This window comes from Luminiphilus syltensis NOR5-1B, from assembly GCF_000158175.1.
GTDB lineage: Bacteria > Pseudomonadota > Gammaproteobacteria > Pseudomonadales > Halieaceae > Luminiphilus > Luminiphilus syltensis.
This window is the reverse complement of sequence record NZ_DS999411.1, coordinates 1,400,400-1,426,695: the sequence shown is the minus strand read 5'-3', so window position 1 is coordinate 1,426,695 and position 26,296 is coordinate 1,400,400. Positions and strand designations below refer to the sequence as shown.

Below are 26,296 nucleotides of genomic sequence, written 5' to 3'. Positions count from 1 at the left end.
TTGTTTCTACCCGACCACTGAGCCTGGTATAGAGCAGGGCCGGCCCGCTTTGTCAGCTCTTTTGCCGTCGTCACGTTATCGTCTAACGCCGCGACCCCAATACTCACGGTAATTCCATCAGGAATGGGGCTGAATTCCAAAGCCATTTTTGTTTCAACGGCCTCGCGTAGACGCTCTGCCAGCAGCGCCGCCTGCGCCTCCGCAGTATCGGGCAGCACAGCCAGACACTCCTGGCACCGAATCCCACCACCGCCCGCTGACCACTGAAATCGGCGGATGAGAACAGGCAACCGACTGCTCGGTGTACTGACCATTCTGTTGAAAAAGCAGGCCGTCCTGACCCGCGTCTTCAAAACCAGGCTGTCATTAGACGAAAAAGCCGGCTAATGCCGGCTTTAATTCAACTCCAATTGAGTTAGAAGCTATATCCAACCTGCAGGCCCAGTTCGCGTGGCGGTCCGTAGGTGGTGAAGTTCCACAGGTTCGCTACCGGGTTGGCTGAGTTTCGGTATTCCTCGTCAAGCAGGTTTTTGCCGTAAAGAGAAACCTCGAAAGCGTCCTCAGAGCTTGCCCAGGTAATGTAGGCATTCACCAATGTGCGCTCCTCAAGCTGGGTATTAGCCTTCGCGACGAGTATGGGGTTATCAAGCGTTCCGCCCTGGAAGCTGGCGGGAGCCGGGTTGATCTCAGCTTCATCCTGGTAGTGCATATTGAGGTTGTAGGTTAGTGAGCTGCCGCTCGCCATATCCTGGAAGTAGGTGAAGCTCACGCCACCGTTAAATTCGGGGGAATAAGGCACTTCGAGAGAGGAGAAGTCGAAGCGCTGCAAGTCCCCTGCTACCCCAAGCGTTCCCGGCTCGTAAAACGGGTCATAGCTATCGTATTCATGATCGAGCCAACCAAAGTTCATGTCGATACGGAAGTTGGGGGTGGGCACATAGGTCATCTCAAGTTCGAAGCCAATGGCAGTACTTTCACCCTCGTTAACGGCTACCGTTTCCTGGAAGTCGTTGCCCGCCGCATCCTTGAACGGAAGTACCGTATCGCGCTGCAGGTTTTCATATGTCGTATGGAACAACGCGGCATTCAATCGCAGCGTGCCGTCCATCAGGTCGGCCTTGGCACCGAGCTCGTAGTTTTCGTTCTCCTCACTGGCGTAAGGCGTACAGCTGAATTCACTACCACAGGTCTCAGAGAATCCACCCGCTACAAAGCCCGTGGCAACGCTACCGTAAATCATCACATCATCACTAAATTGATAGTCGAGAACGAGTCGATAGGTATTGGCACTGAAGTCTTCATTATCCTTGATCACATTGCCGAAAGCAGATTCGGGCAGCGGATTGGTGTGGGGTCCTATGAATTGATCTTCGGAAATAAAATTACTGATTGGGTTGGCCGCGGTACCCAGGCTCAAACGCGTGAAGTCTTTTTCGTCTTCGGTGCGTCGGAAGCCCGCCGTCAATTTCAGCGAATCGGTGATGTCGTAGCTGCCATCAATGTAAAAGGCATAGCTCTCTCGATCCTGCTGGGTCACCTGAATTTCGTAGGTTTCTCGATAAAACTCTGCGGCTGGACCCGAGAAAATCAGAAAGTAGCCTAGATTACCGTAGACCAGGAAATCCACATCGTCTTCGTAGTAGGCAGCGCCGGTGACAAAATTGAACGGGCCATCATAATTGGACGCAAGTCGGAACTCGTTCTGGAGCATTTCGCGCTGGGAATTTCGGCTGGCATCATATTGGGACGTGTACGCCTCACCCGTGTAGGTACTGGCCAGTACTTCGTCCTGGTCTCTCATGCCGAAGATCCACTTCGCTTCGTACTTGTCGAAATTAAAGGTCTGGTTCAGGTAGATACCGTCGGCATCGATCTTATGGCCGCCGGGAATATCGACGACCCGGGTCGCCGTGTAGGACTGACCCGTCGAGAACGGATCGCCGTTGCCAATACCGGGGAACCCGGCAATCGGCCACAGATAGCCCTCACCACCATTCTGGTCCGCAAGCGGAGTCTCGTTGGCGGCAGCTACCGTATCGCTGCGATCTTTAACGTACTCAAACGTCAGGTCCGCCGTATAAAAATCACTGGGCTGCCAACGAAACTTTAATTTACCCGCCAGAACGTCGATGCCATTGAGATCCTCTCCATTACCCACGTCGGGGAACTTGGAGCGTGCTGCATCATTACACTCTGCACTGCCGGGCTGCCCTGGAAACGGGCACCCCAGGCTCTGGAATTCACCACCGGCGGGCTTGTCGTTGGTGTACCAGCCGTCACTTTTATCCTGAATCACCGCGAGGCGTGCGGCCAGGGTGTCGCCCAGAGGTACGTTGAGGCTGAATTTCAGCTTGGTTGCATTTGAATCGTTGGAGGCAAACTGCGAGAAATTACCCTCGATATCGCCAAAGAATTCACCAAGAACGGGCTTCCGGGTGGTGAAGGCAATCGCGCCACCGGTCGTGTTTTTACCAAACACCGTGCCCTGCGGTCCGCGGTAAATCTCGACCTGCTCCATATCGAACATTTCGATGAACTGGGACTGCACGTTGTTAAAGGCGAATTCATCAACCGTGATGCCGACAGAGGCATCTTTGGTCACCAGGATCGAGTTAAAGCCGGTTCCTCGCATACCACCTGCAATCGCTCGGAAACCGGTCTGGGGAGTCAGGTTCACATTGGGAGCCAGCTCCGTCAGCGCCGTCACATCATTCTGGAACGTCGCTTCGAGTTGTTTGGACGTAACCGTGGTCACCGCAACCGACAAATCCTGCTGGGCCACCGAGCGCTTGGTACCGGTGACCACGACTTCTTCGATATCGAGCTTGCCGGATGAGCCTGAGTCCTGTGCATACGCGCTGCTTACGAGTGCACTCTGGGAGAGCGCTACACAGACGGCTGCGGATAGAATTTTCTTATTAAGATTGATCATGAGTAACCCTTGTCTTCGTTATGGTTTTATAAGGGCGAACATTAGGCCAAAGCCACCTAAAATAAAAGTGCTGTTTTGGGTCATTCTCTGCAAAATGCGATTTTGCAGAGAATGACAATGGGCAAGCAATAGACGACAAGATCCATAAAGGGTAACTGCCTTAAGCCAGTTAATGAGAAGCATTCAGTCAGTGGCTGATAATGTTTTTCTGGTAGCCGTGTCTTCAAGGCCGCAACCCCTATGCCGCAACCGATATAAAAGCTGCGATCAGGCCGTCAAGAATCACCCGCCCCTTGTTTTCGACGACCTCAAGACTGGAAGGGGAGTGTTCAACGATTATCTTCCAGGGCAATGATTGAAGTACCGCGCAGGCCTTGATCCCGCTAACCCGCGATGATCCTGTTTAAAGCCAGCGAATCTTGCGGAACAGTAGCAGCATGCCCGAGGCAATCGTGGCCATGGTTCCCAGAATAAAAAAGTAACCCTTGGGGTGGTGTAACTCGGGCATATTGTCGAAATTCATCCCGTAAACTCCCGCAAGGAAGCCAAGCGGTACGAATACGGCGGTGATGATCGTCAACACTTTCATGGTGTTGTTGAGTCGGTGCGAACTCAGTGAAATGTGCCCCTCCACCAGATCACCACAAATTTCGTAATACATGCTGCAAAGGCTGTAGATGCGTTCGCAGCGATCAAATAAATCCCTGCGTTTGTGGAGATTATCCTGCTCGCCTTCCCCGGCCAGATGTTTCCCGGCACCATTGAGCGCGTGCTCGGCAAGGCGCTGGTGATAGCTGAAAATCCGTCGCAGAACGCGCAGGCGTGAGCGATAGGCGACCAAATCCTTCATCGCGTTTTCACCATCCCCCGTAAGAAGGCTGTCCTCCAGATCTCCCAACTTATCCTCAAATTCCAGTATTGCTTTCAGATACCTTCCGGCGGCGTAGTGGATAAGATTGAGGGCAAGAAGCCCGGTATCCTGCAACATCGCAGGCTTATTCTCAGCATCCGACCAAAGCTGGCCGATACTCACTGAACGCCCGCTGTGGACGGTGATGAGAAAGCGATCACCGACAAAAATCGCCAGTTGCTGGGGTTGCAGTTCAAGGCGCTCATCGAGGGACGTGATGCCGCGAAACAGGATAAAGGTGTTGTTGTCAAATTCCTCGATCTTCGGCGGATGTCGATCACGGGAGGCATCATTGATAGCGAGAGGATCCAAGCCGAACTCCTCCAACAACTTGCGCACGCCATCATCGACCCGACTCTCGATGTCGAGCCACAGCCGGCTGTCCGCTGTGGCTCGCCATTGGGCCACGAGTTCCTCGCTCCCCTCAACCACTGAATTTCCCGATAGTAATTTCGCCCGGATCATAGGTACTATGCCTCGTGTGCCAGCCCAGTGACTGGTCAGCTGTCGGGCAACGTTACCGTGCCACGGGATAAATGGAAAACATTAACGAACTACTGAGCACCCCCCTCATCGTCTTTGGCGAGCGCTCCATATCGGTCGGCCAGATACTCGAAGTGCTCGCACTGGTCGCTCTGGGCTACCTCTTCGTGGCCTGGAGCGCGCGTTTTGTCCGCGCCAGGTTGGAGCAGCGGCGGGTGAGCCCCGACCTGATTCAAGTGATCTCTCGCGCCTACCTGATCATGGGTCTGCTAATTCTAGGCTTTATGGTGCTGGACCTGCTGCAGGTGCCACTGGGCGCCTTTGCCTTTGTTTCCGGCGCGGTCGCCATTGGCGTCGGCTTTGGCGCGCAGAACATCATCAACAATTTCATCAGTGGCTGGATCCTCATGTGGGAACGGCCCATCAAAATTGGCGATTTCCTGGAAATGGAGAATGTACGAGGGACGGTGGAAGCCATTAATACCCGTTCTACCCGAATCCGGCGGGTCGATGGTGTACACCTGCTGGTTCCCAATAGTTTCTTCCTGGAAAACACCGTTACCAACTGGACGCTAATCGATGAAATCGTGCGCACCTCCGTAGTGGTGGGTGTTGCCTACGGCTCGGACGTACAGCTGGTGAAGCGCCTCCTGGAACAGTCCGTGGACGAACACGCCGACGTGCTGAAAGTACCTGAAAGGCACGTATTTTTTGATGAGTTCGGCGACAACTCCCTGGTATTCGAGGTTAATTTCTGGATAAGAAGCGCTTCTGAACGTGGCCTACGGGTGATCAGGAGTGAACTGCGCTTCAAAATTGATGAGATGTTCAGAGAACACGACATCTCCATCAGCTTCCCCCAGCGGGATGTGCATCTCGATGGCGAAGTCCGGGTGATTAGCGCCAAAGAGGCTTGAAGCAGACACTCATGGTCTGTGTTGCCAGCCAGGCGTGACTCACCCCCCCCCCGTCACTTTACTCAACCCTACAACCGCAAGATTCAGATCGACCCGTGCAAGCCGGGCTGCCCCGCTATACCAGCGGCTGCTGCTGGGTAATGCAGTGGATTCCCCCACCGCCAATAGCGATATCGGTCACCGGCACCATCGCAATTTCCCGATCGGGGAAATAGGTCTGCAATCGCTCGCGCACCTCATCATCGGTAGGGATGCCGTAACTCGGTGCGATCACTGCACCATTGGCGTAATAGAAATTAACGTAGGAGAGACAGAAGCGCTCCCCCAGCGCACAGTCTTCGGGCGCCTCGGGTAATGTCAGCAACTCAAAGCGTCTGCCCCTGGCATCCGTTTCCTGCGCGAGTTGATCGCGAAGACTGTCAAAATAAGGCTTGCGGGGATCGGAAGCGTCTCTACTCGACTCAACAATAATCTTGCCGGGTCCGGCGAAGGTGGCGATACCGTCAATATGACCATCGGTTTCGTTATCTAGCGGATCACCCGGCAACCAGATCACCTTGCTGACACCGAGCTTTTCCATCAGCTCCGCCTCGATCCGATCGCGGCTCCAGTCGGGGTTGCGATTCTGATGCGGAAAACAGGTATCCGTGGTGAGTAGCGTGCCTTCACCATCAACGCAAATACCACCGCCCTCCGCAATCAATTCTGATGCGATGGCGCGCACACCGAGGTGGTCAAGAATCCGCGGTGCCAGTAGTGCGTCCTGATCGTACGGGGAATATTTTTCACCCCAGGCGTTAAACCGAAAACAGACGCCAGCGAGATCGCCCGCAGCATTGATCACGAAGTTGGGACCACTGTCCCGAGCCCAGGAATCGTCGATCGGCAGCTCCAGTAACTCAATATCCGAACCGAGATAATCCCGAGCCTGACTGGCCAGCCGCGGCGGCACCACCATCGTCAGCGGCTCAAACCGGGCAATGGCCTGTGCCACCGCCGCGTAGTTGCCGCACGTGGCTTCAAAGTCGTGCCACATCGCCTCTCGGCAGGGCCACGCCATCCAGCAGCGCTCATGGGGAGTCCATTCCGCAGGCATGTGCATATTCAGCGTTCCTTTACCTAATCCAGCTTGACCTTAGCCTATGACGGCATAGACGATGAGACAACTCCACCCGCAGTGCTGGCGACCCCTCCTATGCGCATAATCACAGACAACCTGCCCGCGCCGCGATTCTGGGGTATGGCCATTCTTGGATGCGTGGCGGTGATTCCAATTCTGATCGGCCCCATCATTACAGGCGTTCTGGTTGACTACGGTGATTTCTCGGACAGCCAGGCGGGAATGACCTCCGGCTACGGCGCTATGGGTTCTATCGTGATTGCATTTCTCTGCGCGCTGACCATGCACCGTCTACCTCTAAAAACGCTCGCTGTCACGGGTATTAGCGTCGCCATGGTGACCAACGTTGGTGCTGCTTATTGCTACGATCAATTACATCTTTTTTACGGCTTGCGCGTCATCAACGCGATCGGCGACGGAGCGATTTATGCCGCAGTGATGAGCGCCTTTGCCCGGCAACAAAGTTCCGAACGCTGCTACGGATTGTTCATGATGTTTCAGTTCGGCATTGCCGGCCTGGCATTGTGGGCGCTGCCCACCTATTTGCCGCACATGACCCCGCGAAACCTGTATCTGGGATTTTTTGCCTGTCAGCTGCTTGTCTTGCCATTGGTTTTTTTGCTGCCCTCAAAGGCGGCGGACGTCGCCGGTATCAGCCTGCGTGGCGGTGAATGGAAGCTACTGTTAACACTTCCCGCGATTGCCGGGCTCATCGCACTGTGTTTTAACGAGGCGAGCAACATCGGGACGGATGTTTATCTTGAGCGAATTGCGGTGCTGGCCGGATTAAGCGATAGCGAAATCGGATCGTCGTTGGGACTCGCCTCCGTCATTGGTGTGCCCGGTGCCTTTGCCATCGTCTTTGTCGGCTCGCGGTTCGGACACAGCCTGCCCGTTTTGGTCGGAATCAGTATTGGTGCCCTGTCACTGCTTGGCATCATGCAATCCGATAATCACAGCGAATTTCTCATCTATACCTGTATTCACAGCATCACGTGGGCATTCACCACGCCCTATATCCAGTCGATCCTCGCCGATCTTGATCCCGGAGGTGCTGTGGTTACGGCGGGAGGCCTCGCGAGCGGTGCGGGCGCCGGTATGGGTCCCGCTGCAGTCGCCATGGGTGTGACGGCGGGAGACTACAGCGCCGTGCTCACGGTAAGCCTTATCGCCTACTCGATAACGGGGCTTTCCATCGTCGTGCTCGGGTGGGGCAAGAAGCAAGGCCACTAGTGCCAGAGACCCGGGTTCCGCGTTAACGACGACGCTTATCGCCTTTTCGATAACAGGGCGGTCAATCGTTGTTATTGAAGGAGATAAAAACGAACCCGTTAATCGATCAGCATTCCAGCGCTAAGCCGGTCGCTTCACAGCCCCTTTTTTGGCATCGGGATTACCAATTTCATCACGCTGCCCCTGTCCTCGGCTCAGGTTGAAGGCGGCAATTCGGAGGCGTCGCGGCCCAGCTCACTGATATCTCTGGCAATTTCTTTGGCTAGCGTAAACAGCAGGGCGCTGTAGGCATTGGCGACGCTCTCGCCGCTGGGCGAAACTGGCAACGGCTCCTCCAGATCAACCAGACGGTTAGCCAGGGCTTTATGGGATCGTCCCACACCGATATCGGCGACGAGTCGGGCACCCTGCCCGCCCGCGGTCATATCAATGATCACGACATTGATCACAACGTCAGGCCCACTCGCGGGATTCCACGGGTAGCGCTGGACACTTTTGGCGCCGAGTAGACTGGCGAGGTTTAGCTCGGTGATCCGTTGAATTCCCACATCGAGGGGTTCAGCCCAACGATGCTGGCTGCTCACCGTGGTACTGCCATCGTCCTCAAGCCAAACGACCCCCAGTCGACGCAAATAGCCAGGGACCTGAACAGGGCGCAAGCCGATAGATGGACCCGAACGGTCGACGGTTGATGCGCCCCGGGCTTCCAGACGATGGAACTCGGAAAGGGTTTGTGTAGCGCAACCCGAAAGCAGTGCGATAGCGAGTAGACCAACGCGAATTCGACCAAAGGTCCTCATGGTGCCTCCCCCGATCTTCCAAGAATTAAAGATTGCGGTTGCTCTTCGACACTCCGCGCCAGTGAGTTGATGGCTCGACCCGCTTTTGTCAATTCGTCCAAAGTCGCCTGTAAGCTATAAAGGAGTGGCGCGTCCGGATCGAGGGCTGCCTCAAGATTCTCCCCGGCACCCTCCAGTGAGGCCAGTGTTTGCTTAAGTTGATCCAAACTGTTTTCAAAGCTCTGGGCAATTACGGGAAGCTCTCGTTCCAGAGTCTTGGAAGCCGCAGCGGCACTCGACAAGGTTTGATCCAGCTTGGGCTCCAGACGAGCCAGTAGCGCTTTACTGTCCTCGGCAATTTCAATGGATTTCTCCAGCGTTTCATTGATAGTGGCCGGGAACGAATTAAAATCTTCGTTCTCCGTGAATCGGCGCAGCGCTAGCGCGGTGCGCTGTACATCGGATAACAGACGCGGCAGATCAAGGCGATCGATTTCTTCAAAGAGCATATCAATTCGCGAGGGAATGGTCGGCACTTCTAAAATATCGTCGCGGGTCGCGCGCAAATTGATAGGAGTATTGGGGAAAAAATCCAACTGGATATAAAGAAGCCCGGTCAGCAAGCTCTGGGAATTCAGTTGTGCCCTGAGACCCGCGGCAATGATCTCGTCGGTCATTGAATTAGTACTGCCGGACAAGCGCGTCACTCGCCCTCGCTGCAGGATTGCCTCGACCTCCATTAACAGGTTCAGATTGTCAGTATCCCGAAACAGCACGCGGATATCGGTGACTTCACCGATATTCACCCCGCGCAATGCCACAGGAGCGCCAACGGTTAAACCCTTGACCGAACTGTCAAATACCATCACCACCCGCTCGGAGGATTTGTCGTAGGCGTTGCCGGCCATTAACAGAAAAGCAATGACGGCGATCGACACCGCGCCAATAACGAAAGCGCCCAGCAGTGTGTTCACGGTTTTCTCAGTCATTGCTCATGCCCTGGCCCCTATCTGCCCGATCGCCACCCCGACTCAGGAACTCCCGTACTACGGGATGCTCGCTGTGGCCACGCAGATACTGGGGTGACCCTGAATCCAGCAGTGTACGCGAGACATTGTCGAGATAGATGGTGCTGCTGGCAATGGCGAAAATACTGTCCAGCTCATGGGTCACCATCACAACGGTGGAACCCATACTGGCCGCCAGCGTTGCGATCAATTCATCAAGCCGTCGGGAGCTGATTGGATCAAGCCCCGCCGAGGGTTCATCAAAGAAAAGAAACTCGGGGTCGAGCATAATGGCGCGGGCCAGCGCCGCCCGTTTTCGCATACCACCGCTAATCTCCGAGGGGTAATAGCTTTGATACCCGGCAAGTCCAACGAGGGATAATTTAAAATCAATCAGTTCCTCGCGCTGCCTTTTCGTCAACGCCGTGTAGAGCTCAAGCGGCAAGGCCAGGTTCTCGGCAAGGGTTAAAGCGCTAATCATCCCGCCCTGCTGGAAGGTGACACCCCATTGCTTTCGGATTTCCCGGCGCCGCTGCTGATCGGCGTGAATAAAGCTCTCCTGGTTGTAGCAGACATCACCACAGGCGGGCTGTTCAAGCCCCAGCATATTGCGCAGCAGGGTGCTTTTGCCGCAGCCGCTGCCGCCCATAATCACAAAAATGGCGCCCCGCTCCACGTCAAAGGTCAGGTCACGTTGTATAACCTTGTGACCATAAGCGAGGGTCAGATCGGTGACAGAAATCGCCGCATCGCTCATCTTCAGATACCCAATAACTGACAGAGCAGGTTGACTGCTGCATCTGCAAGAATCAGATAGACGAGTGCAACAACGACCGCGGTGGTTGTCGCCTTACCAACACCCTCGGAGCTTCGGCCCGACTGCATCCCGGCGCGGCAGCCTGCAATGCCAATGAGCGCGCCGAATAGCAGGGCTTTGGAAAGACCGACCAATAGATGGTCGAGCCCCAGTGATGTTTGCGCCTGCGTCCAATACTGGAGGGGTGTGATACCGAGCGAAATGGACACAATCCCACCACCTACAATGCCCATAATAGCCGCATACAGGGACAAGAGCGGGACCATCAGGGTAACCGCCAACACTCTTGGCAACACCAGAAAATCCATGAGCGAGATACCGAGAATCTCAATCGCATCGACCTCTTCGTTGACCCGCATGGTACCCAACTGGGCGGCATAGGCAGCTCCGGTCCGGCCAGCGATAATGATCGCGGTCATCAGCGCGCCCATTTCTCGAAGCACGCCAATGGTGACCAGGTCGGCGACAAATATTCCCGCACCGAACTGTTGCAACTGAACGGCACCGAGATACCCCAGGATCATGCCAACCAGCAGGCTGGTCAGACCAATAATCGGCAATGCATTTGGACCCGTCTGATAAGCGAACGCCAATAAATCACTGACTCGAACTCGCCCACGCCCCGTTACGACACGGCCGGTCGAGCTGACCAGGCTGCCGACAAAGTTCAAGAAGTCGGTGACCCGAGCACCGAGTCGTTCCAGGTAAGGCAGTGGATTGAGCGAATGAAGCCAGCCCGCGCTTTGAGAGGGCGACTCGACAGCGGGTGGAACAGCGACGGCGAGCGCCAACAATTGCGACGCGCCCTCGGGCAGTTCCGTAGTGATCGAAATACCACGAGATTCACAGTAACGGTGGAGCTTGAGCAAAAGGCTAATCAGTCGGGAGTCCCAGCGGGCGACCTCGAGAGCATCCACGCGGAGCGCGGTTACCGTGTCGTCCGGTTGGAAAAGGGCACCGAGTTCGGGCAGGACCGCAGAACTCTCCCACGAGCCTTTAAGAATAAGCGAATGATGGCAATCATCATCGCCAACCAGTTCCCATTGTGGTGTATCAGCGTCACTGTCTGCTGTCATTGATAGGCTTCACAGACGTATCCGCGACGGATGGATCGTATAACGAATTCGAGTGACGGAATATCGCGGGTCATTGCAGGGGAAAGCTACCTCAAATGTGCTGGATCACATCGCTACGACGCTTGTTTTTCCGACGTTAGCACGCAAGAGCCGGGGCTTCCACGTAACAATGGACATGGGTAAAGCGACTCTCGATTTAAGCACGCCTCCAGTCGCGGGAGAGATGATTCCCGCGTTGCCGCTGTTTGGCCCGGGTATACTGGCACTGACTACTCTGTCGCTCGGCGTGATATCGGTCAGGCGCAGCCGGCGGCATTGATCTTCTAAACGGATACTGGCCGCGGCATTTTTATCGAGGTCGTCGCTTGTGCGTTAGGCAAGAGGGCGCAAAAGTCGATCGCGTCGAAACCCATAAAGGAGACAACAATGACCCACCTGAGACCGCTTGAGTTGAGCGAAATTGACGACCCGGAGATTCTGAGCAAGTTCCAGCATTACGCCGATACCCGCGGCTTCACGCCCAACAGCATCAGAACCATGGCGCGCCGTCCCAATATCGTAAAGGCGTTTATGCAGCTCAATCAGGCGGTTCTCTACGAAGGTACGGTTCCCGAAGAATTAAAAATGCTGGTCAGTCTGGCGTCCAGCGTCGCTTCGGGCTGCCGTTATTGCCAGTCTCATATGAGTAATCTCTCCAGTATCTACAATGTCCCGGATGAAAAAATTGCCGCACTCTGGGAATTCCAAACCAGTGATTTGTTCAGCGATGCGGAACGCGCTGCGATCGCACTGGCACTAAAGGCGGGGATTCTTCCCAACGACGCCGACCAGGCCGATTTCGACGAATTGGGCAAATATTTCGATGACGGACAGATTGTCGAGATTGTCGCATCGATCGCACTCTTCGGGTATCTGAACCGCTGGAACGACACCATGGCCACGCAGTTGGAAGCCGTCCCGAGAGAGCGGATCAAACGCGCACTCCCCGACTGGGACGAGGGCAAACACAGCTGATTTCCCGACCCTGCATTGGGCCCTTTGCGCCGACAACGGGTGTGCCCGCCCTTAGATCGCGATTTCTTTATGCCGATCGAGAGACGGTCCAGCGCGCCATTCATGTCGGTGCGGCTTCGTCTATTCCCAGATAACGACAAGCCATACGCAGGGTCTCCTGCTGGTAGCGTTTGTCGGTCACCCGCAAAAACTGATCACTGTTATGCGGCGGCAGAATCGACCATAACGCTGAGCCGCGAATAATAAAATGGACGTAATACACGGCGGTCTTCAGGTCCTCGTGTCCAAAATCGCCCGCGCGCAATTGATAAAGCGCCAGCATGCGTTGGCAAAACAATTCCTCCGCTTGCGACTGGATGCCAAAAAGCTGCGGATCAGACATACGCCGCTGCTCTAACAGACGCAAAAACCCGACATCGTCCCTCGATGAACTGAAAATGATATCCAGGTGAAACCGGACAATGTCTATCGCCCGGGCGCGTTGCCAGTCGTGGGCCGCGATCAGGGTGTCGATCTGACCTTCACGGGTGATCCGAAAGTGTTCGTAAAGCGCTCTGAATATCGCATTCTTATCGGCAAACAGATTGTAAATCGAACCCGATGACACGCCAGAGCGCTTCGAGATCTGCGCAATGGTGGTGGTTTCAAACGATTTAGCCAGAAACAGTTCCCGTGCGGAGGTCAGCACTTTCTGAAGGGTTCGCTTGCTACGGTCCTGGGTTGGTGTCAGCACCCAGTCGCTGTACTCCACCCAGGATATGCCCGCGAATTCGTCACTGAGCTGTTCGTTTGCCACTGTCACTTCCCGCCTTGATAAGTGCCTGATCATACTTGACAGGTTTAAAATACTGAACTAGATTAGCATTCTAATTTATAACAATATTCCACCTTGCCTGCATCGAAACCCTTTCGAGCGGGTTACCGCAACACAATAATCCCCGGTGATAAGGGGCGTTTATGGCGGATAAATCGGGGGTTTGATCCCCCCGGCAATGATGAAGGTAGTTGATGCGGCTGCCAGCGGCTCGATCCCAATAATGCTAACTCACAGGACTCACCATGACTGTAATTTCAATCGAAGAACGTTTGGCGCTCAATGATCTGATGACCGATTACTGCTACGCGGTCGACGCATTGAGTGATCTGGACGCGCTGCTCGACCTGTTTACCGATGACGCGGTACTCGACTTCAGCGATATCGGCCTTCCCGCCATGAATGGCAAGCGCGAATTCAGGGGATTCTACGAGGGCGTCTTTGCCGACATGAGCCACCACACCCACTATCTCACCAACTTCCGCGTCGGCTCATACAGTGGCAACGCCGCCACTGGCCTGGCTTATGTGCAGGGTCTTGGCCGCTCCAAAGAGGGCAACGAGGTACTGGTTCATGTTCGCTACGAAATGGATTGCGTGAAGATCAACGGGGAGTGGAAATGCCAGAAATACTGCATCCGACAGGGTATGCCCCTGCCCGGTTCGCTCAATGAAATTCACGGCGAACGCTGAGCCGGCACCAATAAGCGCGTGACCGATTCCACTGTTTGATTCAGACAAGGCTACGTGAGCACAAGAGGGCAGCCATCATGACCGATACCATAATTTCTGGGGAAACCACTTATCCGACCCACCCCGCCGCTGAGAAGCCCCGAGTTCGTGGCGACGCCATATCCGGCGATCGGTACTGGTGCAAAGATTTTGCCGACCGCGAGTGGGATTCGATGTGGACAAAAATCTGGCATGTCGGCGGCAGAGTGGCTCAGCTTGAGGAAGCCGGTGACTTTGTCGTGCACAATTTTCGTCATGAATCCGTTATTTTGGTGAAGCAGAAAAACGGCGCCATTCGCGCCTTCTTTAATGTGTGCATGCACCGCGGTAACCAACTCATCAGTGTCGAAGAAGGCGGAGTCAACGCCTTCACCTGCCCCTACCACGGCTGGAAATGGGGCCTCGATGGCGAACTCGAATGGGTGCAGGATCCCGAGGACTTCCCCCAGGGCAACCCCTGCGGAAAATTGCGCCTGAAGGAGTTGGCCTGCGATACCTGGGGCGGATTCATTTTCTGGAGCTTCAACCCGGAACCCACACCACTACTTGAGTATCTGGACCCAATCCCGACCCTGTTGGGCAACCGTGATCTTGAAAACTACACCCGAGTTGTCTGGCGCACCTTGCGTGTCAACACCAACTGGAAGTTTGCATCCGACAACTTCAATGAGGCCTACCATATCCCCGCGGTACATCCCCAGTTCATGCCGATGATCGACGATCATTACTCGACCACGGTTTTCGAGATGTACCCGACCGGCCACAACCGCATGATCGAGAAACTCCAGCCCTCAAGCCGCACCGACCAGAAGGATCAGGTCATGCCGCTCTGGGCCGAGGTACTGAGTGCGTGGGGAATCGATCCGGAGGATTACCAGGGCAAGGCTCAGGAAGGGCGGATTGCACTGCAACAGGCGCGACGCAAACTCGCCGCCGAACGTGGTTGTCATTACTTCGACAAGCTCACCGACGACGAGCTGACCGACCAGTTTCATCACACCTGCTTCCCCAACCTGACCCTGACCGGCACACCTGAAGGCCTGCATGTTTTTCGTACCGAGCCCGATCCGGAAGATCCGAACTGGTCGACCTTCGACTACTGGTACCTGGTACCGCAGACTCAGGGCGCAAAGGAGGTCGCCACACTCTACGGAATGCGACCCTACCAAGCAGCGGAACACGAAACTGACAGTTTTGACGACTACCAGACCAGTATCGATCAGGGCGATTTTCTAACCCAGGACCTATCGCTCGCCGAAACGCAGCAACGGGGCCTGCGCTCAATGGCATTCCAGGACTGCTACCTCGCCGATCAGGAAAGTCGGGTCCGTCGTTTTCACGAAGTACTCAACGATTATCTGGAGGGCCGTCGCTGAGCAATAGAGTCCCGGCTCGAGTGTTATAATCAACGTATCGCGCATCGGCTGACAGCTGGGATCTATCAGAGATGCTGCGCTTATTTGGATAGAGCACCAGGCTCCGGGAGAGGACTCAACGTTGAGAAAATTACCAATCATCGTTACCGCGGCGTTTGCTGCGCTTTTGGCACTGGCAGGCTGCATATCGCAATCATTGCCCGAAGAGCGCCTGCCGGAATTTTCGGTCATCAGCCTGGTATTGCCGCAATTCAAACCCAAACAGGGGGAGCAGATCACGTGGCTGACCGATATTGTCATCGCGGGCGACTTCCCCACCGAAGTCAGGGATAGGGCAGCGAGCGAAATTACGGCGCGAGTGGAGCAGGGGCTTAGCAGTCTCGGTTTTACCGTTAATACGGCAGAAGACAGCGACTACGTGTTGGTTGCCGCGGTTGTCGCGGGGCTCACCAAAAACCCATCCGACGAGCAGAACGAATTGCTGGAACTGATTCGTTTGTATCCTATGCTGGGCGGCCGCAGCGGACGTTATGAGAGAGATATGCTGGTTCTGGCAATAACCACGCGAGATAAAGTGGGAGACGGTAATCCACTGTGGAAGGCGGCGGTTGAAGTCTACTCCGCGTATCAGCTCCACCTTCCTGAGGAGATCCAACTACAACGACTGGATGCCGCAATAGCCCGGCTACTCGCTACGCTCCCGGATATGAAGTACGCCTACTAAGTACCCGTGTCTGGTAAAACGCCGAAAACTTAGCACCAGCCAGCTTCGTCACCGGTCCCGTCACGCGAGAGCTGTTCGACACTCGCCTCGATAATGCGGTACCCCACATTGCCGTAGAGAATCTGGCGACGTGCTAGACGGCTACCCGTCCAGTGCCCACAAAACCGCAAACCTTTATCTTCTGCGTCGAATAAGAGCTATGCTTTGGGGCAACTCATCCCAGCTACTACACCACCGAATCCAATGAATAAGCGTTCTTGCTCACTGACCACCAGGCTTCGACTGCTCATCGGCGCGCTACTCCTCATGTCCACCGCAACAGCACCCGCAGCAGAAATCAGTATTCTCGGGGGTATGCAGCTCAACTCAGACTTTATCGTCTCAGATGACGTCACTACTGACCCACCGCCTCAGGCACCGGGTCAGCCCGGTACTGATATCAGCGTCGATAATGGTCCCTCTTTTGCTGTCGCCCTCGATTTTGACCTTCCCTCCGATCCCACCGGCAAAATCGGCTTATACCTAAGCCAGCAATCGACCGACATCGGAACCGGCGCCGGCTTGAATGAGAGTGGAATAACTGCGACCCAGCTGCACTTCACGGGAACCCGGGTCTATCCCATGGGGGGCTGGGAGGCTTTCGCCAGCGCAGGACTCGGGGGTACCCTTCTGGACCCCGATGACAGTTCCCTGAAGTCGAGTACCGAGTTCTCGTTCAATATCGCAGGCGGTACCCAATACACGATTAACGACGCTTTTCGTCTGCGCTTTGAAGCGAGATGGATACCTATCCTGACCGGCACCGGGGTAGCAGGGATTTGTAGCGGTGGATGCATAATTCGTATCGACTCGAGTCTTTACAGTCAGTTTCAGCTGAACGCCGGTTTTTCTCTGCGTTTCTAGTCGAGTCGCCCCCCCCAACCGCGGAAACTAATGGGTGGCAGGGTTAATCAGGGCGGCGTCCAGATTGCGCTTCCCCGGCTCGAGTGCGGTCCGCACCGCTGGCTTGAGCCTATCTGATCGGCAGTGTCTCAATGGCCTGGGTAGTGGAGCTACGATCTCGTTGTTCCGTCAGGTCATCACCGCGACGGATTGCTGTAAACAGCAAATCCTTCCCCATTTTCGATCGCAGGGCGCCAATTACCATCGCTTTTCTGTAAGCTGACGGCCTCTATAAACTACTGGACTCATTGTGCGAATCAATCGGCATTATCCACCCAGTAATACTGCTCTTCGGCGCTTCCCTTCATTTGATCAATGCTCCCATTGGCTGGCGATTGCCCTGGGTTTTGCGCTGATGCTGATGAGCGCCGGCGCGAGTGCCGACCCGAATGCCACTTTAGGGGCGGAAAATGGGGCTGACTCCAAACAGGTCGCCATTCCGATTCGTCTGGACTACCCGCTCCTGCGACAGCTGTTGGTGGCACAGATGTTTGTCGAAGCGGGTGAAAGTCGAGAGGTCCTCAATGATCCCACGGGGTGCAGCACCATCGTACTGAGTAAGCCCGCGCTCGCTTCCGCCGATTCACAGCTCGAACTGCTGGCCGATCTGCAGGCGAGTATCGGAATTGGCGGTGGCGGCTCCTGCGCGGGCTTGCTGGATTGGCAGGGCAGGATGGGTATCAGCGGTATTCCGGAGATACGCGGCAATGGCAAGGCACTGGGATTTAAACCCGATCGGGTTTGGCTGCTTGATCACACAGATCAACCCATCGAGAACGCCACCCTGCTCTCTCTCGCGGAGGCCGGGGTAAGAAATATCTTCAGTGAGCTCATCATCGATCTCACGCCACAACTCAATTCCGTGGGCGATTTTCTCCCCGCCGTTCTACCGCAGCACTCGCGTCACCAGGTCGAAGCGCTGGTTCGGACGCTGCAGGTTTCCCGCCTACAGGCCACCGAAGACACCCTGGATGCCGAGATCACCTTTACCGTTGAACCTATTGCTGAGCCCCTATTGCCCGAACAGGCGCTGAGCGAAGAGGAGTACGCGCTCTGGGAGGAGCGCTGGCAGCTCATGGATTCGTTGCTGGTTCTCACCGTCAAGCACTATGCAGCGGCAACATCACTACAGTCGATACGCGACGCCCTGCTGGATTCGCTGATTGAAAGCAGGTATCGACTGCGCGATGCCCTGGTGGAGACGCCGACGGCTGGTGCGGACCCGGTGCGCGACTGGTTTTTGCAGAGTTGGGAGACGCTGGTCCCGAGCATTCGTCTCATTGGTCTCGAGCAGCCGGGACAGGAGCAATTGCTGTTGCTTAGCGTCATCGCCGCGACCGATGCCCTCAGTGCCCTGGATCAGCTCGGTCCCAGTATCGGTCTGGATATATCCGCCGATGGACTGCGCCGATTGGCGCGCATGATTATCGGCGACGACGGTAACGAACTCCTGAACTACTCAGAGGACGTTGACCCCCAATTGCGACGCCTGTTTGAAGACAGTCTCGGGAGTACTCCCCCGCCGAGTGCCTGGCGGCTGTCGATCTCGCTGTTTCCGGAGGCGATGGCCGACACCACCGGCCGGCTTAACAGTTGGGCCCCCAAAAAGCAGGACCTGGCTGAGTACCTGCCTTTGGTTGCGCAGTTGCTGAAGCGTTCAGCAAAAAACGTGGCCTCCGAGCGCGGCCTCGAGGATAAGTACCACACACTGTTCCGGAATATGGTGTTGACCACCGCCTGGCAAGAGAGTTGCTGGCGGCATTACGTGGTCAGCGACGACCGGAAGCGGGTGCCACTGCGCTCAGGCACGGGGGATGTCGGTCTGATGCAGGTCAATGAGCGTGTCTGGCGGGGGTTCTATGATCAGCACCGACTGCGCTGGGATATCGACTACAACAGTGCCGCCGGAGCCGAGGTACTGGTCGACTATCTGATCAAATACGCGATCCGCAAGGGGGAGCACCAACAGCCCGGCGGCATCACCAATCTCGCCCGCGCGAGCTACTCCGCCTACAACGGCGGGCCCAGTAAACTGTCCCGCTACCGCAGCAAAAAAGCGAGCGCCTACGGTAATAAAGTTGACGCCTTATTCTGGGACAAATACCAGCAGGTGGCGGCGGGAAACGAACTGGCGGTATCGGGCTGCCTCGGTGGTGATCTCACCGGATCGGCCACGGCCATGACCCCGGCAGCACGCAAAACTGAGGCTGCCAAGGCCTCCGCGCAATTTACGGTTCAGTTGGCCGCCTTTACCACCGAAGCATCCGCATTGGCCTTTATTCGCCAACAGGCACTGGATGACGACGCGCGGGTCAGGCGGGTTGTGAAAGACGGAACCGAGCGCTTCCTGGTGCTCGTCGGCAACTACACCACCCGGGAACAGGCCGTGAGTGCGAGCCAGCGCTTTCACACGCACAACGCCTGGATCCGAAAATTGGACGGGTTATAAACGCCCACCGAGCTCTTCCACCCCGAGGGACTCCTCACAAGCGATATCCAAATAAATCGATCGCAGGGTCTTTGTTGTCCCCTCGTTGAGAATCTTACGTTAATCGGCAAAAAGTCATCCTGCGGTTATACAGTGGGTGCCTCGCCTAATTTTTTGTCATCCGCGCTTAAACTGACGACCGATTCGCGGGTACCATAGCCACCACCTTATGCTTATTCAGGGAGACCCGTTGTGCCATCGTTTGACGTCGTATCCGAAGTCGATCTTCACCAACTCACCAACGCGGTCGACCAGGCCGGCCGGGTTGTTGCCAACCGCTTTGATTTTAAAGGAGTCGATGCCTCCTTTGAGCGCAATGAATACACCGTCACCCTGACCGCGGAGGCCGACATCCAGATTCAGCAAATGCTCGATATGCTCCGCGCCGCCCTGATCAAGTGCGGAATTGATTCCGACGCCATGGACTGCGGTGAGCCTGTGGAATCAGGGAAGACCATCAAGCAGGCGGTGACGCTGAAAAATGGCCTGGAAACCCCGCAATGCAAAGATATCGTCAAACGGATCAAGGAAAGCAAGCTCAAGGTTCAAGCTCAAATTCAAGGGGATCAGGTCCGTGTCACCGGCAAGAAGCGTGATGACCTGCAGCAAGTCATGGCGCTGCTTCGCGAGGGAGATTTCGGTGCGCCACTGCAGTTCAACAACTTCAGGGATTAATCGAGTCCTGGTATTGGCGACACTACAATTGGAGGAGCAACTATGAAGGCAATATCCATCATCAGATCGACGGCCGTAGTAGGCGTTGTTACCGCAGCGATCCTCACATCCATGTTGGCAAGCGCCGAGCAGGCGGCACCACCGCCAGAAAACGATTTACAGAATTTGCCACCAAAAGGTAGCACGCCTCTTTTTTGGGAAGGCGATACCCAGATTATCGGTTTCCGGAACTCCGAATACTTGATCCCTACACGAAAGATTGAAGCCGGTACTGAAGTGCTTCCACTGCCCCGCGCGGAGATTGACCTGGGTGATGTCGATTTCTCATTCGAAGGAACGACCATAACGCTCGATCAGTATTTGCAGCAGGAGCGAGTCGGTGGCCTGTTGATGTTGAAAGATGGAAAGGTCGTGTTGGAGTATTACGGCCTTGGCAATTCGGCTCAGACTCGCTGGATATCTTTCTCGGTGGCGAAGTCGGTTGTGGCGATGTTGATCGGCGCCGCCATCAAAGATGGCTATATCAAAAGCGTCGATGAAAAGGTGACCGATTATCTCCCAAGGTTGAAGAGCTCTGTGTACGCCCAGTCAAGCATTAAGAATCTGCTGCAAATGGCATCGGGTGTTGCCTGGAATGAAGACTACGCCGATCCCGACTCCGACGTCGCTTCCGCGCCTTATAAAACGCTGGCACTTTACGACTATCTTGCGGATAAACCGCGAGATGCCGCTCCCGGCGACAAGTTCAACTACAACTCGGCGGAGACCAATCTCGCGGGGACGTTGCTACGCTCCGCAGTCGGCAATAATTTATCCACCTACCTAAGCGAAAAGATCTGGCGGCCGTTCGGAATGGAGAGCGATGCCTCATGGAACTTGACCGAGCCCGGCGGTGGTGAATTCGGCGGGTGCTGCATCAATGCAACCCTGCGGGACTATGGGCGACTTGGCCTATTTGCATTGAACGATGGCAAGCTCGCCGATGGGACACCCGTGCTGGCCGAGGGCTGGATGGCGGAATCGACCGCACCCTCAAAGGGATATGAGGGCTACGGTTATTTTTGGTGGCTGACGGATTCACCCGTCTACCAGGCCCTGGGTATTTTCGGCCAGGGTATCCATATCGACCCGGAACACAACGTGGTGATCGCCATTCATAGTGCCCGAGAGGAAGCGGACAATGATCGGGATTGGGCGATTCAAAATGCGCTGTTTACCGCGTTAACCGAAGCGGTTACGGAGTAGCGCAGAAAATTTAGCGCCCAGAGCCTGGGTGCAACAGAAAGGCAGTGCGATGCGATGCCTCAGGCCGATACCGTATCTGTGCAAGTGGCCTGGCCGGTTTTCTCCTTGCGGGCTTTGCGCAGCTCGGCAAGACTTTCTTCAACCGCGGATCTTGCCTCAGCGGCGTCATCAGCGGTAGCGCCCACCCGAGCATTGCGCTGAGCCAACAGGTCTTCGGCGTCTGCTTCCCGCCCAAGATCCAGCAGGAAGACGACCTTCTCGAGTTCAGCGAGGTAGGCACTCAGCCCTCCTGACGCCTCCGCACGATCGAGCACGGCCAGGGCCTCTTCCTGTCGACAATCGATCGCAAGCGCGTTGGCATCCCGAATAGCGCCGGTGTCGCCCAAAGTGCCACACCCCGTCAGGACAAACGGCACAAGTAACAGGACAGATTTGCATCGCTTTATCATGGTTCGCTCCTCAGGGATAAAAGGCCAATCGACGGATAAACGCTGCTGCATGCCCGTCATTCTTTGAATCGGTGGTGTCCACCTCAATGCTGATACCACTGATTACCGGCACATACGGTATGTCGAAGCTGCGACTGAACTCTTCCTCGAGGTCAATGCGCGTGGTGACGGATTGTCCCTCTTCAGGATGCGCCATACAAATGTAACGCCCGGTTTTCTGATAATGGTGGCCTGCATAGGGCTCATCGACGTCGTCGGGCCCAGGGGGACACAGGTAAAACCCTATAAAGTACGGGCTGTCGGGCACGAACATCTCCCCGCTCGACTGGCGCTCGTGACCGAAGAAAACATAGACCATAATGGCCTCGTTATCGACGCCCTGCTCGTAGGAGGCGCCCTCCGGATAATCTGACACTCCCCAATCCAGGTCGAGATGTTTCGCGCCGGGTAAATCCAACTCATGGACCACCATACCGAAGGATGGTTTTTTCACGCGTACGTGGAGTGCCTCGTTGGCGTGATAGAGCTCTATTCTGTCTCGATTATCAGCATGTCGCTCGAGAGAGAACTCTCTCGCGGCCAGCCACTCGTAGGGTGCCTGGCCAGGCACTCCCGAAAAATCGAATTCATGGAGAAGACTCTCTTCAGCGCCCAGCGCGACGGTCGCGACCAAAGTGCTGGTTAGAAACTGTAAACCGATGACAAGTTGTCGAAAGTACATCATAACTTTTGCGCCCTTTGACTCTCCCACAAGCCCCAAAACATTGGGAAATGGCAGCTTACGCCAGTGACCGACTCCGGCCTCATTGAATGAACCAACCCCACCGTGCCATTTTAGGTGGCGGGAGAGGCTGACCGCTCATGATCGTCCACCAACCTATAGTCTGGCAAATAGAAGCCCCATAAACCAGTTGAATAAATATCACATCTCACAACGTCTTCTTTCCGTGCAGGAGTGAGCCGATGCGGAGTTTCGATCAATAGACACTCGACCCGGACGACTGGGCGGCAACACCCGCCATCGCCCATAGGGTAGTAAATGATGCAGTGGAACATCTCGAACGCGTGCGGGATCGTTCCATGTGGACGCCAATGCCAGACGACATTCGCGCCTCGTTCCAGGCATCACTGCCACTGAACACAACGATTATGTGGCGGCTGCAGTAGCGAGGGCTCGCCGTGCCTTCGGACACCAACGCACAGGGCGAAGACGGCCTGCGCTGCGCGTTCAATACTCACCGCACACGGCTCGCGGATACCGATGAATTTATTAAGCACGTCCTAAACATCGCCGGGGAGATCAATCAGGAATCGCAACAGCAAGACCTGTCTAAAAAGACAATGGCCTCAGCGACCGGTAGTGACGACAGGGGCTCCGCCCGCAAAGTGGCCCGCACCAATGGCACAAGCTACCCAAGGTGCGGACTACGGCCTTAAGCCGCCTTACCCGCTGTGGTCGCCTCGGGGACTTCGACCAGCGCGCCGGTCCTGCAGTCGTAAATATAGCCATAGACCGGAATGTCGTTCGGCACCAGCGGGTGCGCTTTGATTCGAGAGACATCCTCGACCACGCTCGCGGCGTTATCCTTGAAGGTCATCCAGTTGATGTAACGGCCCTCGGTGGAACCAGGACCCTCGCCGACATCCCGCCAGCCGTTTTCGTCGACGGTCGCGGTATCCAGCGACTGCGACAGCAGGTCACCCATGATTTCACTGGTAAACAGCTCCATCCCGCAATCGGTATGATGGATTACGAACCACTCGTTGGTGCCCAGTAATTTATGGGAGATCACCAGCGAGCGAATGGCATCGTCACTTGCGCGACCGCCAGCATTGCGAATCACGTGCGCATCACCCTCGGCAAGACCCGCAAATTTGGCGGGATCGAGACGGGCATCCATGCAGGTCAGGACGGCAAAGTGCCGGCTGGGAGGCAATGCCAGATCGCCTTTGTCGCCAAAATCGGCGACGTATTCCTGATTGGCGGCGAGAACATCGTTCAGTATCTGGCTCATAGTCGTTGCTCCATTAATCTTTTGGGGTTCCCGATTTTAATAAAATGCAAAGGAATTAAAATAGATTTTTTTATACCTTTTATAAATACATTCAGATCACCGACATCGGCGCAGAAGTGAAGTCAGCAAATCGGATTAAAGGCTGCACTCATCCTGAAAGCGTAGCGAACAAGCGAGGCCGCGCGTGCCAAGAACGCGAGTTGGTGAGCCAACGCTCACACGAACTCAACGATTTTCATACCGATTGAGATCAAAAAGACCCGCCTCAATCGGCTGGGCCCGACGATACTCCTCATAAAGATCGTCGCTCAGTTTCCAGAACCAGGGCACGGTGCGGCGCTCGCCGTAACGCTCCAAAAACCGCTGATAATCATCGTCACTATCGAGGTTTTGAATCGCCTGGGCGAATGCCTCCAATTGACCCTGCGTGATCTGGAAGAACATATTCGGGTAAGCGCCGATAAACCCACGGGCCACAGTCAGCGTATCCTCCTCAGGTAATCGTCGTTCCTCCTCGGCGAAGAGTTGCGCAATATTACTGTGGGCACTGTTTGTCAGCAGAGTATAGGTTTCGCGCGCGCCGTCTGGCTTTAGAACCTGAACAAAGGAGGTCTGCGGCAGATAGTGGAAGACTGAACTGGGACCCTCCATCAACGATAGCAACGACGATTCCGTGACGGCGTAGCGCGATGCATCAGCCGCCGGAATATGATTCTCGAATAACCCCATCAACTCCGCCTTGGTGTCATCGCTGCTAAAAGCGATATCGGACTCTCGCTCGAACTCGCCATGCCTGGGCGACAGGATATACGCCCGGGCTTCAGACTCCGCACCCCGATACCAGTAGTTCCGCAGGGCATCGCGATCGGCTTTGGGCAAAAGCATAAGAAAACCCTGCTCGCCCTCCATACGCAAAAAGTCCATGTAGAGGCGGCTTTCGAGTTGATGTCCGACCGCACCATAGACATCAAAATCCGCAACCAGAAGATAGTGTATGCGCTCGAGTAACGAATAATCGATCACCCACATGGTTTTCGGTTGCTGGCCAACAAACCCCTTTACCACCGACGCGCTGTCAAAGTGGCGAAACACTGTGAGTGCCGCGTTTTCGTTTTGCTCGGCGCCGCCGTTCCAGATCAGATCCATATCCAGCTTGATCTGATCAGCGTCGACCACCTTGGCAATCGCCTCTGCCCTCGCTTCCAAATAACGCCGCTGACTTTTGGCATAGCTTCGCCAGCGCAGCGCCGTCATAAGCAGGCTCTTCTTCGCCTGCGGCAGGCGCATACGATCAGCCTGGGATGCCAAAAACGACGCCTGTTGATCCGGATCACGTTGATCCGGCTGTACAAAGGCCACCCAGAAATGGTCATCAATCACGTTGAGCGCTACCTGCCCCCGACAAACCGGCCCTTTGATATAGGCCATGATGGTGAAGTGCGCCTCATCCAGCATGAAGCGATAACGGGTATCTACAGGCAGTTGCTGAAAGGTAATGAAAGGATTGGAGGTCGTTTTTTCCCCGTACCCCGGAAGGGTATCCACGCTGTAATCGGGCTCGAGGAATAGCGCGGTCCAGCGCGCCTGGCGCGCCGGATTCAGCGCATAGGGCATATGCCGCTTGGCCAGACGCGTCATATGCCGGAGCTGCAATCGATAATAAAAATGCTCCACGCCCGGATCATCATAGGGCCTTCGCGACGCGATCAGATCTACAGGCTCCCCGGGGGGGGTCCGCGAGCGCACCAGTTTGTACCAACCCGAGGGCTGCTCGAGCGTATCGAAATGCAAATCACCAATGAACAGATGCTCGTAAACATAGCGGCTCATGAGCCGGGTCTTATTGTCCGGCGCATTGAGAAATTGCTCCCAATTGCGAACAGTGGCGCGCTCTGAATCCGGCACCGCCGGCACGCTGACACCGGGTGCACCCGCCTTCAGCCAGCGAGTCAGTGTGTCGAGGCGCTCGTCATCCAGGCCAGGAAAACCAAATGGCATGCCCTGATAGGGCCGCTGCTCTCGATACCCGGAAAATTCATCGGGCTTTGGGCAGCTCTGATCACGGTCGAGACTGAAATCAAACGTATCGGGCAGTCGCCCTTTCCGGGGTAATGGAAAATCCTGCTTCAACTGCAGCATTTTGAACATCGTCCCCTGAGTCGGGTCATTGTCATCGAGCACGGGGTAGAACCCCTTGCTGCGCCATTCTTCAATGCTGTGGGCGTCTTCAAAAAGTCGTGTCAGTTCAGCAGGGCGCAGCCGGGTACCATCGTAGACTTTGCTCTTGCTGGCACCGCGCTCCAGACCCGGCCAGGCATCCAGCTTCAACTGGCAAGGGGCGTCATAACAACCGTGACACACCACACAACGCTGCTCGACGATGGGCTTTATCTCAGCCGGAAAACCCTGCACCGGGGAAAACTGTCCCCAGGCGTTAGCGGCAACAGTGAAAAGCCAACAGGTGGTCAGCATCGATGAGAGAATTATGCGCATCCGCTGCAAGCTCAATATTGAGAAGAAGGTGAAGTTATCCTAGCCCAGTTACCCGC

23 protein-coding genes are annotated in these 26,296 nt (G+C 55.5%); 10 read left to right on the top strand and 13 right to left on the bottom strand.

Annotation, left to right across the window (positions count from 1 at the left end):
* The 3 genes from NOR51B_RS06420 to NOR51B_RS06410 all read right to left on the bottom strand — a co-directional run.
* Positions 1 to 218, bottom strand: a 218-nt coding sequence (locus NOR51B_RS06420; protein ID WP_040481870.1) for a GGDEF domain-containing protein, incomplete at its 3' end; no start/stop codon positions are given.
* Between the two features lie 197 nt (positions 219 to 415).
* Positions 416 to 2,932 carry a TonB-dependent receptor gene (locus NOR51B_RS06415; RefSeq protein ID WP_009019118.1) on the bottom strand — a complete coding sequence of 839 codons (2,517 nt, stop codon included), beginning with the start codon at positions 2,930 to 2,932 and terminating at the stop codon, positions 416 to 418.
* Between the two features lie 403 nt (positions 2,933 to 3,335).
* Positions 3,336 to 4,307, bottom strand: coding sequence for a magnesium transporter CorA family protein (locus tag NOR51B_RS06410; RefSeq protein ID WP_009019324.1), 972 nt, complete (start codon positions 4,305 to 4,307; stop codon positions 3,336 to 3,338).
* A 71-nt stretch (positions 4,308 to 4,378) separates the two neighbouring features.
* On the opposite strand from NOR51B_RS06410, the gene NOR51B_RS06405 reads away from it, so the two are divergent.
* Entirely contained in the window at positions 4,379 to 5,242 is an 864-nt protein-coding gene (locus NOR51B_RS06405; RefSeq protein WP_009020869.1) for a mechanosensitive ion channel family protein, read from the top strand.
* A 115-nt stretch (positions 5,243 to 5,357) separates the two neighbouring features.
* Here NOR51B_RS06405 and NOR51B_RS06400 read toward each other — a convergent pair whose 3' ends face one another.
* Positions 5,358 to 6,344 carry an agmatine deiminase family protein gene (locus NOR51B_RS06400; protein ID WP_154647623.1) on the bottom strand — a complete coding sequence of 329 codons (987 nt, stop codon included), beginning with the start codon at positions 6,342 to 6,344 and terminating at the stop codon, positions 5,358 to 5,360.
* A 93-nt stretch (positions 6,345 to 6,437) separates the two neighbouring features.
* Here NOR51B_RS06400 and NOR51B_RS06395 point away from each other — a divergent pair, with 93 nt between their 5' ends.
* The gene (locus NOR51B_RS06395) at positions 6,438 to 7,595 is read left to right on the top strand and encodes an MFS transporter (RefSeq protein WP_009019603.1); all 1,158 of its coding nucleotides are present in this window, start codon (positions 6,438 to 6,440) and stop codon (positions 7,593 to 7,595) included.
* A gap of 194 nt (positions 7,596 to 7,789) precedes the next feature.
* Here NOR51B_RS06395 and NOR51B_RS06390 read toward each other — a convergent pair whose 3' ends face one another.
* Genes NOR51B_RS06390 through NOR51B_RS06375 form a run of 4 tightly spaced genes read right to left on the bottom strand, consistent with a single transcriptional unit; the run spans position 7,790 to position 11,274 of the window.
* Entirely contained in the window at positions 7,790 to 8,395 is a 606-nt protein-coding gene (locus NOR51B_RS06390) for a PqiC family protein (RefSeq protein WP_009020929.1), read from the bottom strand.
* The gene (locus NOR51B_RS06385; RefSeq protein ID WP_009021037.1) at positions 8,392 to 9,363 is read right to left on the bottom strand and encodes an MlaD family protein; all 972 of its coding nucleotides are present in this window, start codon (positions 9,361 to 9,363) and stop codon (positions 8,392 to 8,394) included. The genes NOR51B_RS06390 and NOR51B_RS06385 overlap by 4 nt, the downstream gene beginning before the upstream one ends.
* Positions 9,356 to 10,138 carry an ABC transporter ATP-binding protein gene (locus tag NOR51B_RS06380; protein ID WP_009021093.1) on the bottom strand — a complete coding sequence of 261 codons (783 nt, stop codon included), beginning with the start codon at positions 10,136 to 10,138 and terminating at the stop codon, positions 9,356 to 9,358. Before NOR51B_RS06380 ends, NOR51B_RS06385 begins: the two co-directional genes overlap by 8 nt.
* Before the next feature lie 2 nt (positions 10,139 to 10,140).
* Complete coding sequence (locus NOR51B_RS06375) at positions 10,141 to 11,274, bottom strand: ABC transporter permease (RefSeq protein ID WP_009021455.1); 1,134 nt, start codon at positions 11,272 to 11,274, stop codon at positions 10,141 to 10,143.
* Between the two features lie 426 nt (positions 11,275 to 11,700).
* Here NOR51B_RS06375 and NOR51B_RS06370 point away from each other — a divergent pair, with 426 nt between their 5' ends.
* Positions 11,701 to 12,288, top strand: a complete 588-nt coding sequence (locus NOR51B_RS06370) for a carboxymuconolactone decarboxylase family protein (protein WP_009021344.1) — start codon at positions 11,701 to 11,703, stop codon at positions 12,286 to 12,288.
* A gap of 100 nt (positions 12,289 to 12,388) precedes the next feature.
* Here NOR51B_RS06370 and NOR51B_RS06365 read toward each other — a convergent pair whose 3' ends face one another.
* The gene (locus tag NOR51B_RS06365; protein WP_009021683.1) at positions 12,389 to 13,084 is read right to left on the bottom strand and encodes a TetR/AcrR family transcriptional regulator; all 696 of its coding nucleotides are present in this window, start codon (positions 13,082 to 13,084) and stop codon (positions 12,389 to 12,391) included.
* 263 nt (positions 13,085 to 13,347) lie between these two features.
* Here NOR51B_RS06365 and NOR51B_RS06360 point away from each other — a divergent pair, with 263 nt between their 5' ends.
* The 7 genes from NOR51B_RS06360 (at position 13,348) to NOR51B_RS06330 (ending at position 21,283) form a co-directional block, all read left to right on the top strand.
* Positions 13,348 to 13,794: a nuclear transport factor 2 family protein gene (locus NOR51B_RS06360; protein ID WP_009020790.1), complete on the top strand. Its 447-nt coding sequence runs from the start codon at positions 13,348 to 13,350 to the stop codon at positions 13,792 to 13,794.
* A 77-nt stretch (positions 13,795 to 13,871) separates the two neighbouring features.
* A complete protein-coding gene (locus NOR51B_RS06355) occupies positions 13,872 to 15,209 on the top strand; it encodes an aromatic ring-hydroxylating oxygenase subunit alpha (RefSeq protein ID WP_009021504.1) in 1,338 nt (445 codons plus the stop codon).
* A gap of 121 nt (positions 15,210 to 15,330) precedes the next feature.
* Positions 15,331 to 15,933 (top strand): hypothetical protein, encoded by a 603-nt coding sequence (locus NOR51B_RS06350; RefSeq protein WP_009020888.1) that lies wholly within the window; start codon positions 15,331 to 15,333, stop codon positions 15,931 to 15,933.
* 243 nt (positions 15,934 to 16,176) lie between these two features.
* On the top strand, positions 16,177 to 16,836 hold the full coding sequence (locus NOR51B_RS06345; protein WP_009020963.1) for an outer membrane beta-barrel protein: 660 nt from the start codon (positions 16,177 to 16,179) through the stop codon (positions 16,834 to 16,836).
* Between the two features lie 289 nt (positions 16,837 to 17,125).
* A complete protein-coding gene (locus NOR51B_RS06340; protein WP_009020747.1) occupies positions 17,126 to 19,324 on the top strand; it encodes an SPOR domain-containing protein in 2,199 nt (732 codons plus the stop codon).
* A gap of 231 nt (positions 19,325 to 19,555) precedes the next feature.
* Entirely contained in the window at positions 19,556 to 20,038 is a 483-nt protein-coding gene (locus NOR51B_RS06335; RefSeq protein WP_009021083.1) for a YajQ family cyclic di-GMP-binding protein, read from the top strand.
* Between the two features lie 42 nt (positions 20,039 to 20,080).
* Positions 20,081 to 21,283, top strand: coding sequence for a serine hydrolase domain-containing protein (locus NOR51B_RS06330; protein WP_009021636.1), 1,203 nt, complete (start codon positions 20,081 to 20,083; stop codon positions 21,281 to 21,283).
* Between the two features lie 59 nt (positions 21,284 to 21,342).
* On the opposite strand, the gene NOR51B_RS06325 is transcribed toward NOR51B_RS06330, so the two are convergent.
* From NOR51B_RS06325 to NOR51B_RS06305, 4 genes are all read right to left on the bottom strand, one after another.
* Entirely contained in the window at positions 21,343 to 21,732 is a 390-nt protein-coding gene (locus NOR51B_RS06325) for a hypothetical protein (RefSeq protein ID WP_040481869.1), read from the bottom strand.
* Positions 21,733 to 21,742: 10 nt separating this feature from the next.
* A complete protein-coding gene (locus NOR51B_RS06320) occupies positions 21,743 to 22,456 on the bottom strand; it encodes a hypothetical protein (RefSeq protein WP_154647622.1) in 714 nt (237 codons plus the stop codon).
* A 709-nt stretch (positions 22,457 to 23,165) separates the two neighbouring features.
* Positions 23,166 to 23,747, bottom strand: a complete 582-nt coding sequence (locus NOR51B_RS06310; RefSeq protein ID WP_009019559.1) for a beta-class carbonic anhydrase — start codon at positions 23,745 to 23,747, stop codon at positions 23,166 to 23,168.
* Between the two features lie 225 nt (positions 23,748 to 23,972).
* Complete coding sequence (locus NOR51B_RS06305) at positions 23,973 to 26,240, bottom strand: fatty acid cis/trans isomerase (protein ID WP_154647621.1); 2,268 nt, start codon at positions 26,238 to 26,240, stop codon at positions 23,973 to 23,975.
* Positions 26,241 to 26,296 lie beyond the last annotated feature (56 nt).

Excerpts from the sequence above, each read along its gene's own strand:
- NOR51B_RS06415 (WP_009019118.1), bottom strand. The coding sequence starts at position 2,932 with ATGATCAATCTTAATAAGAAAATTCTATCCGCAGCCGTCTGTGTAGCG.
- NOR51B_RS06410 (WP_009019324.1), bottom strand. The coding sequence starts at position 4,307 with ATGATCCGGGCGAAATTACTATCGGGAAATTCAGTGGTTGAGGGGAGC.
- NOR51B_RS06405 (WP_009020869.1), top strand. The coding sequence starts at position 4,379 with ATGGAAAACATTAACGAACTACTGAGCACCCCCCTCATCGTCTTTGGC.
- NOR51B_RS06400 (WP_154647623.1), bottom strand. The coding sequence starts at position 6,344 with ATGCACATGCCTGCGGAATGGACTCCCCATGAGCGCTGCTGGATGGCG.
- NOR51B_RS06395 (WP_009019603.1), top strand. The coding sequence starts at position 6,438 with ATGCGCATAATCACAGACAACCTGCCCGCGCCGCGATTCTGGGGTATG.
- NOR51B_RS06390 (WP_009020929.1), bottom strand. The coding sequence starts at position 8,395 with ATGAGGACCTTTGGTCGAATTCGCGTTGGTCTACTCGCTATCGCACTG.
- NOR51B_RS06385 (WP_009021037.1), bottom strand. The coding sequence starts at position 9,363 with ATGACTGAGAAAACCGTGAACACACTGCTGGGCGCTTTCGTTATTGGC.
- NOR51B_RS06380 (WP_009021093.1), bottom strand. The coding sequence starts at position 10,138 with ATGAGCGATGCGGCGATTTCTGTCACCGATCTGACCCTCGCTTATGGT.
- NOR51B_RS06375 (WP_009021455.1), bottom strand. The coding sequence starts at position 11,274 with ATGACAGCAGACAGTGACGCTGATACACCACAATGGGAACTGGTTGGC.
- NOR51B_RS06370 (WP_009021344.1), top strand. The coding sequence starts at position 11,701 with ATGACCCACCTGAGACCGCTTGAGTTGAGCGAAATTGACGACCCGGAG.
- NOR51B_RS06360 (WP_009020790.1), top strand. The coding sequence starts at position 13,348 with ATGACTGTAATTTCAATCGAAGAACGTTTGGCGCTCAATGATCTGATG.
- NOR51B_RS06355 (WP_009021504.1), top strand. The coding sequence starts at position 13,872 with ATGACCGATACCATAATTTCTGGGGAAACCACTTATCCGACCCACCCC.
- NOR51B_RS06345 (WP_009020963.1), top strand. The coding sequence starts at position 16,177 with ATGAATAAGCGTTCTTGCTCACTGACCACCAGGCTTCGACTGCTCATC.
- NOR51B_RS06330 (WP_009021636.1), top strand. The coding sequence starts at position 20,081 with ATGAAGGCAATATCCATCATCAGATCGACGGCCGTAGTAGGCGTTGTT.
- NOR51B_RS06325 (WP_040481869.1), bottom strand. The coding sequence starts at position 21,732 with ATGATAAAGCGATGCAAATCTGTCCTGTTACTTGTGCCGTTTGTCCTG.
- NOR51B_RS06320 (WP_154647622.1), bottom strand. The coding sequence starts at position 22,456 with ATGATGTACTTTCGACAACTTGTCATCGGTTTACAGTTTCTAACCAGC.
- NOR51B_RS06310 (WP_009019559.1), bottom strand. The coding sequence starts at position 23,747 with ATGAGCCAGATACTGAACGATGTTCTCGCCGCCAATCAGGAATACGTC.
- NOR51B_RS06305 (WP_154647621.1), bottom strand. The coding sequence starts at position 26,240 with ATGCGCATAATTCTCTCATCGATGCTGACCACCTGTTGGCTTTTCACT.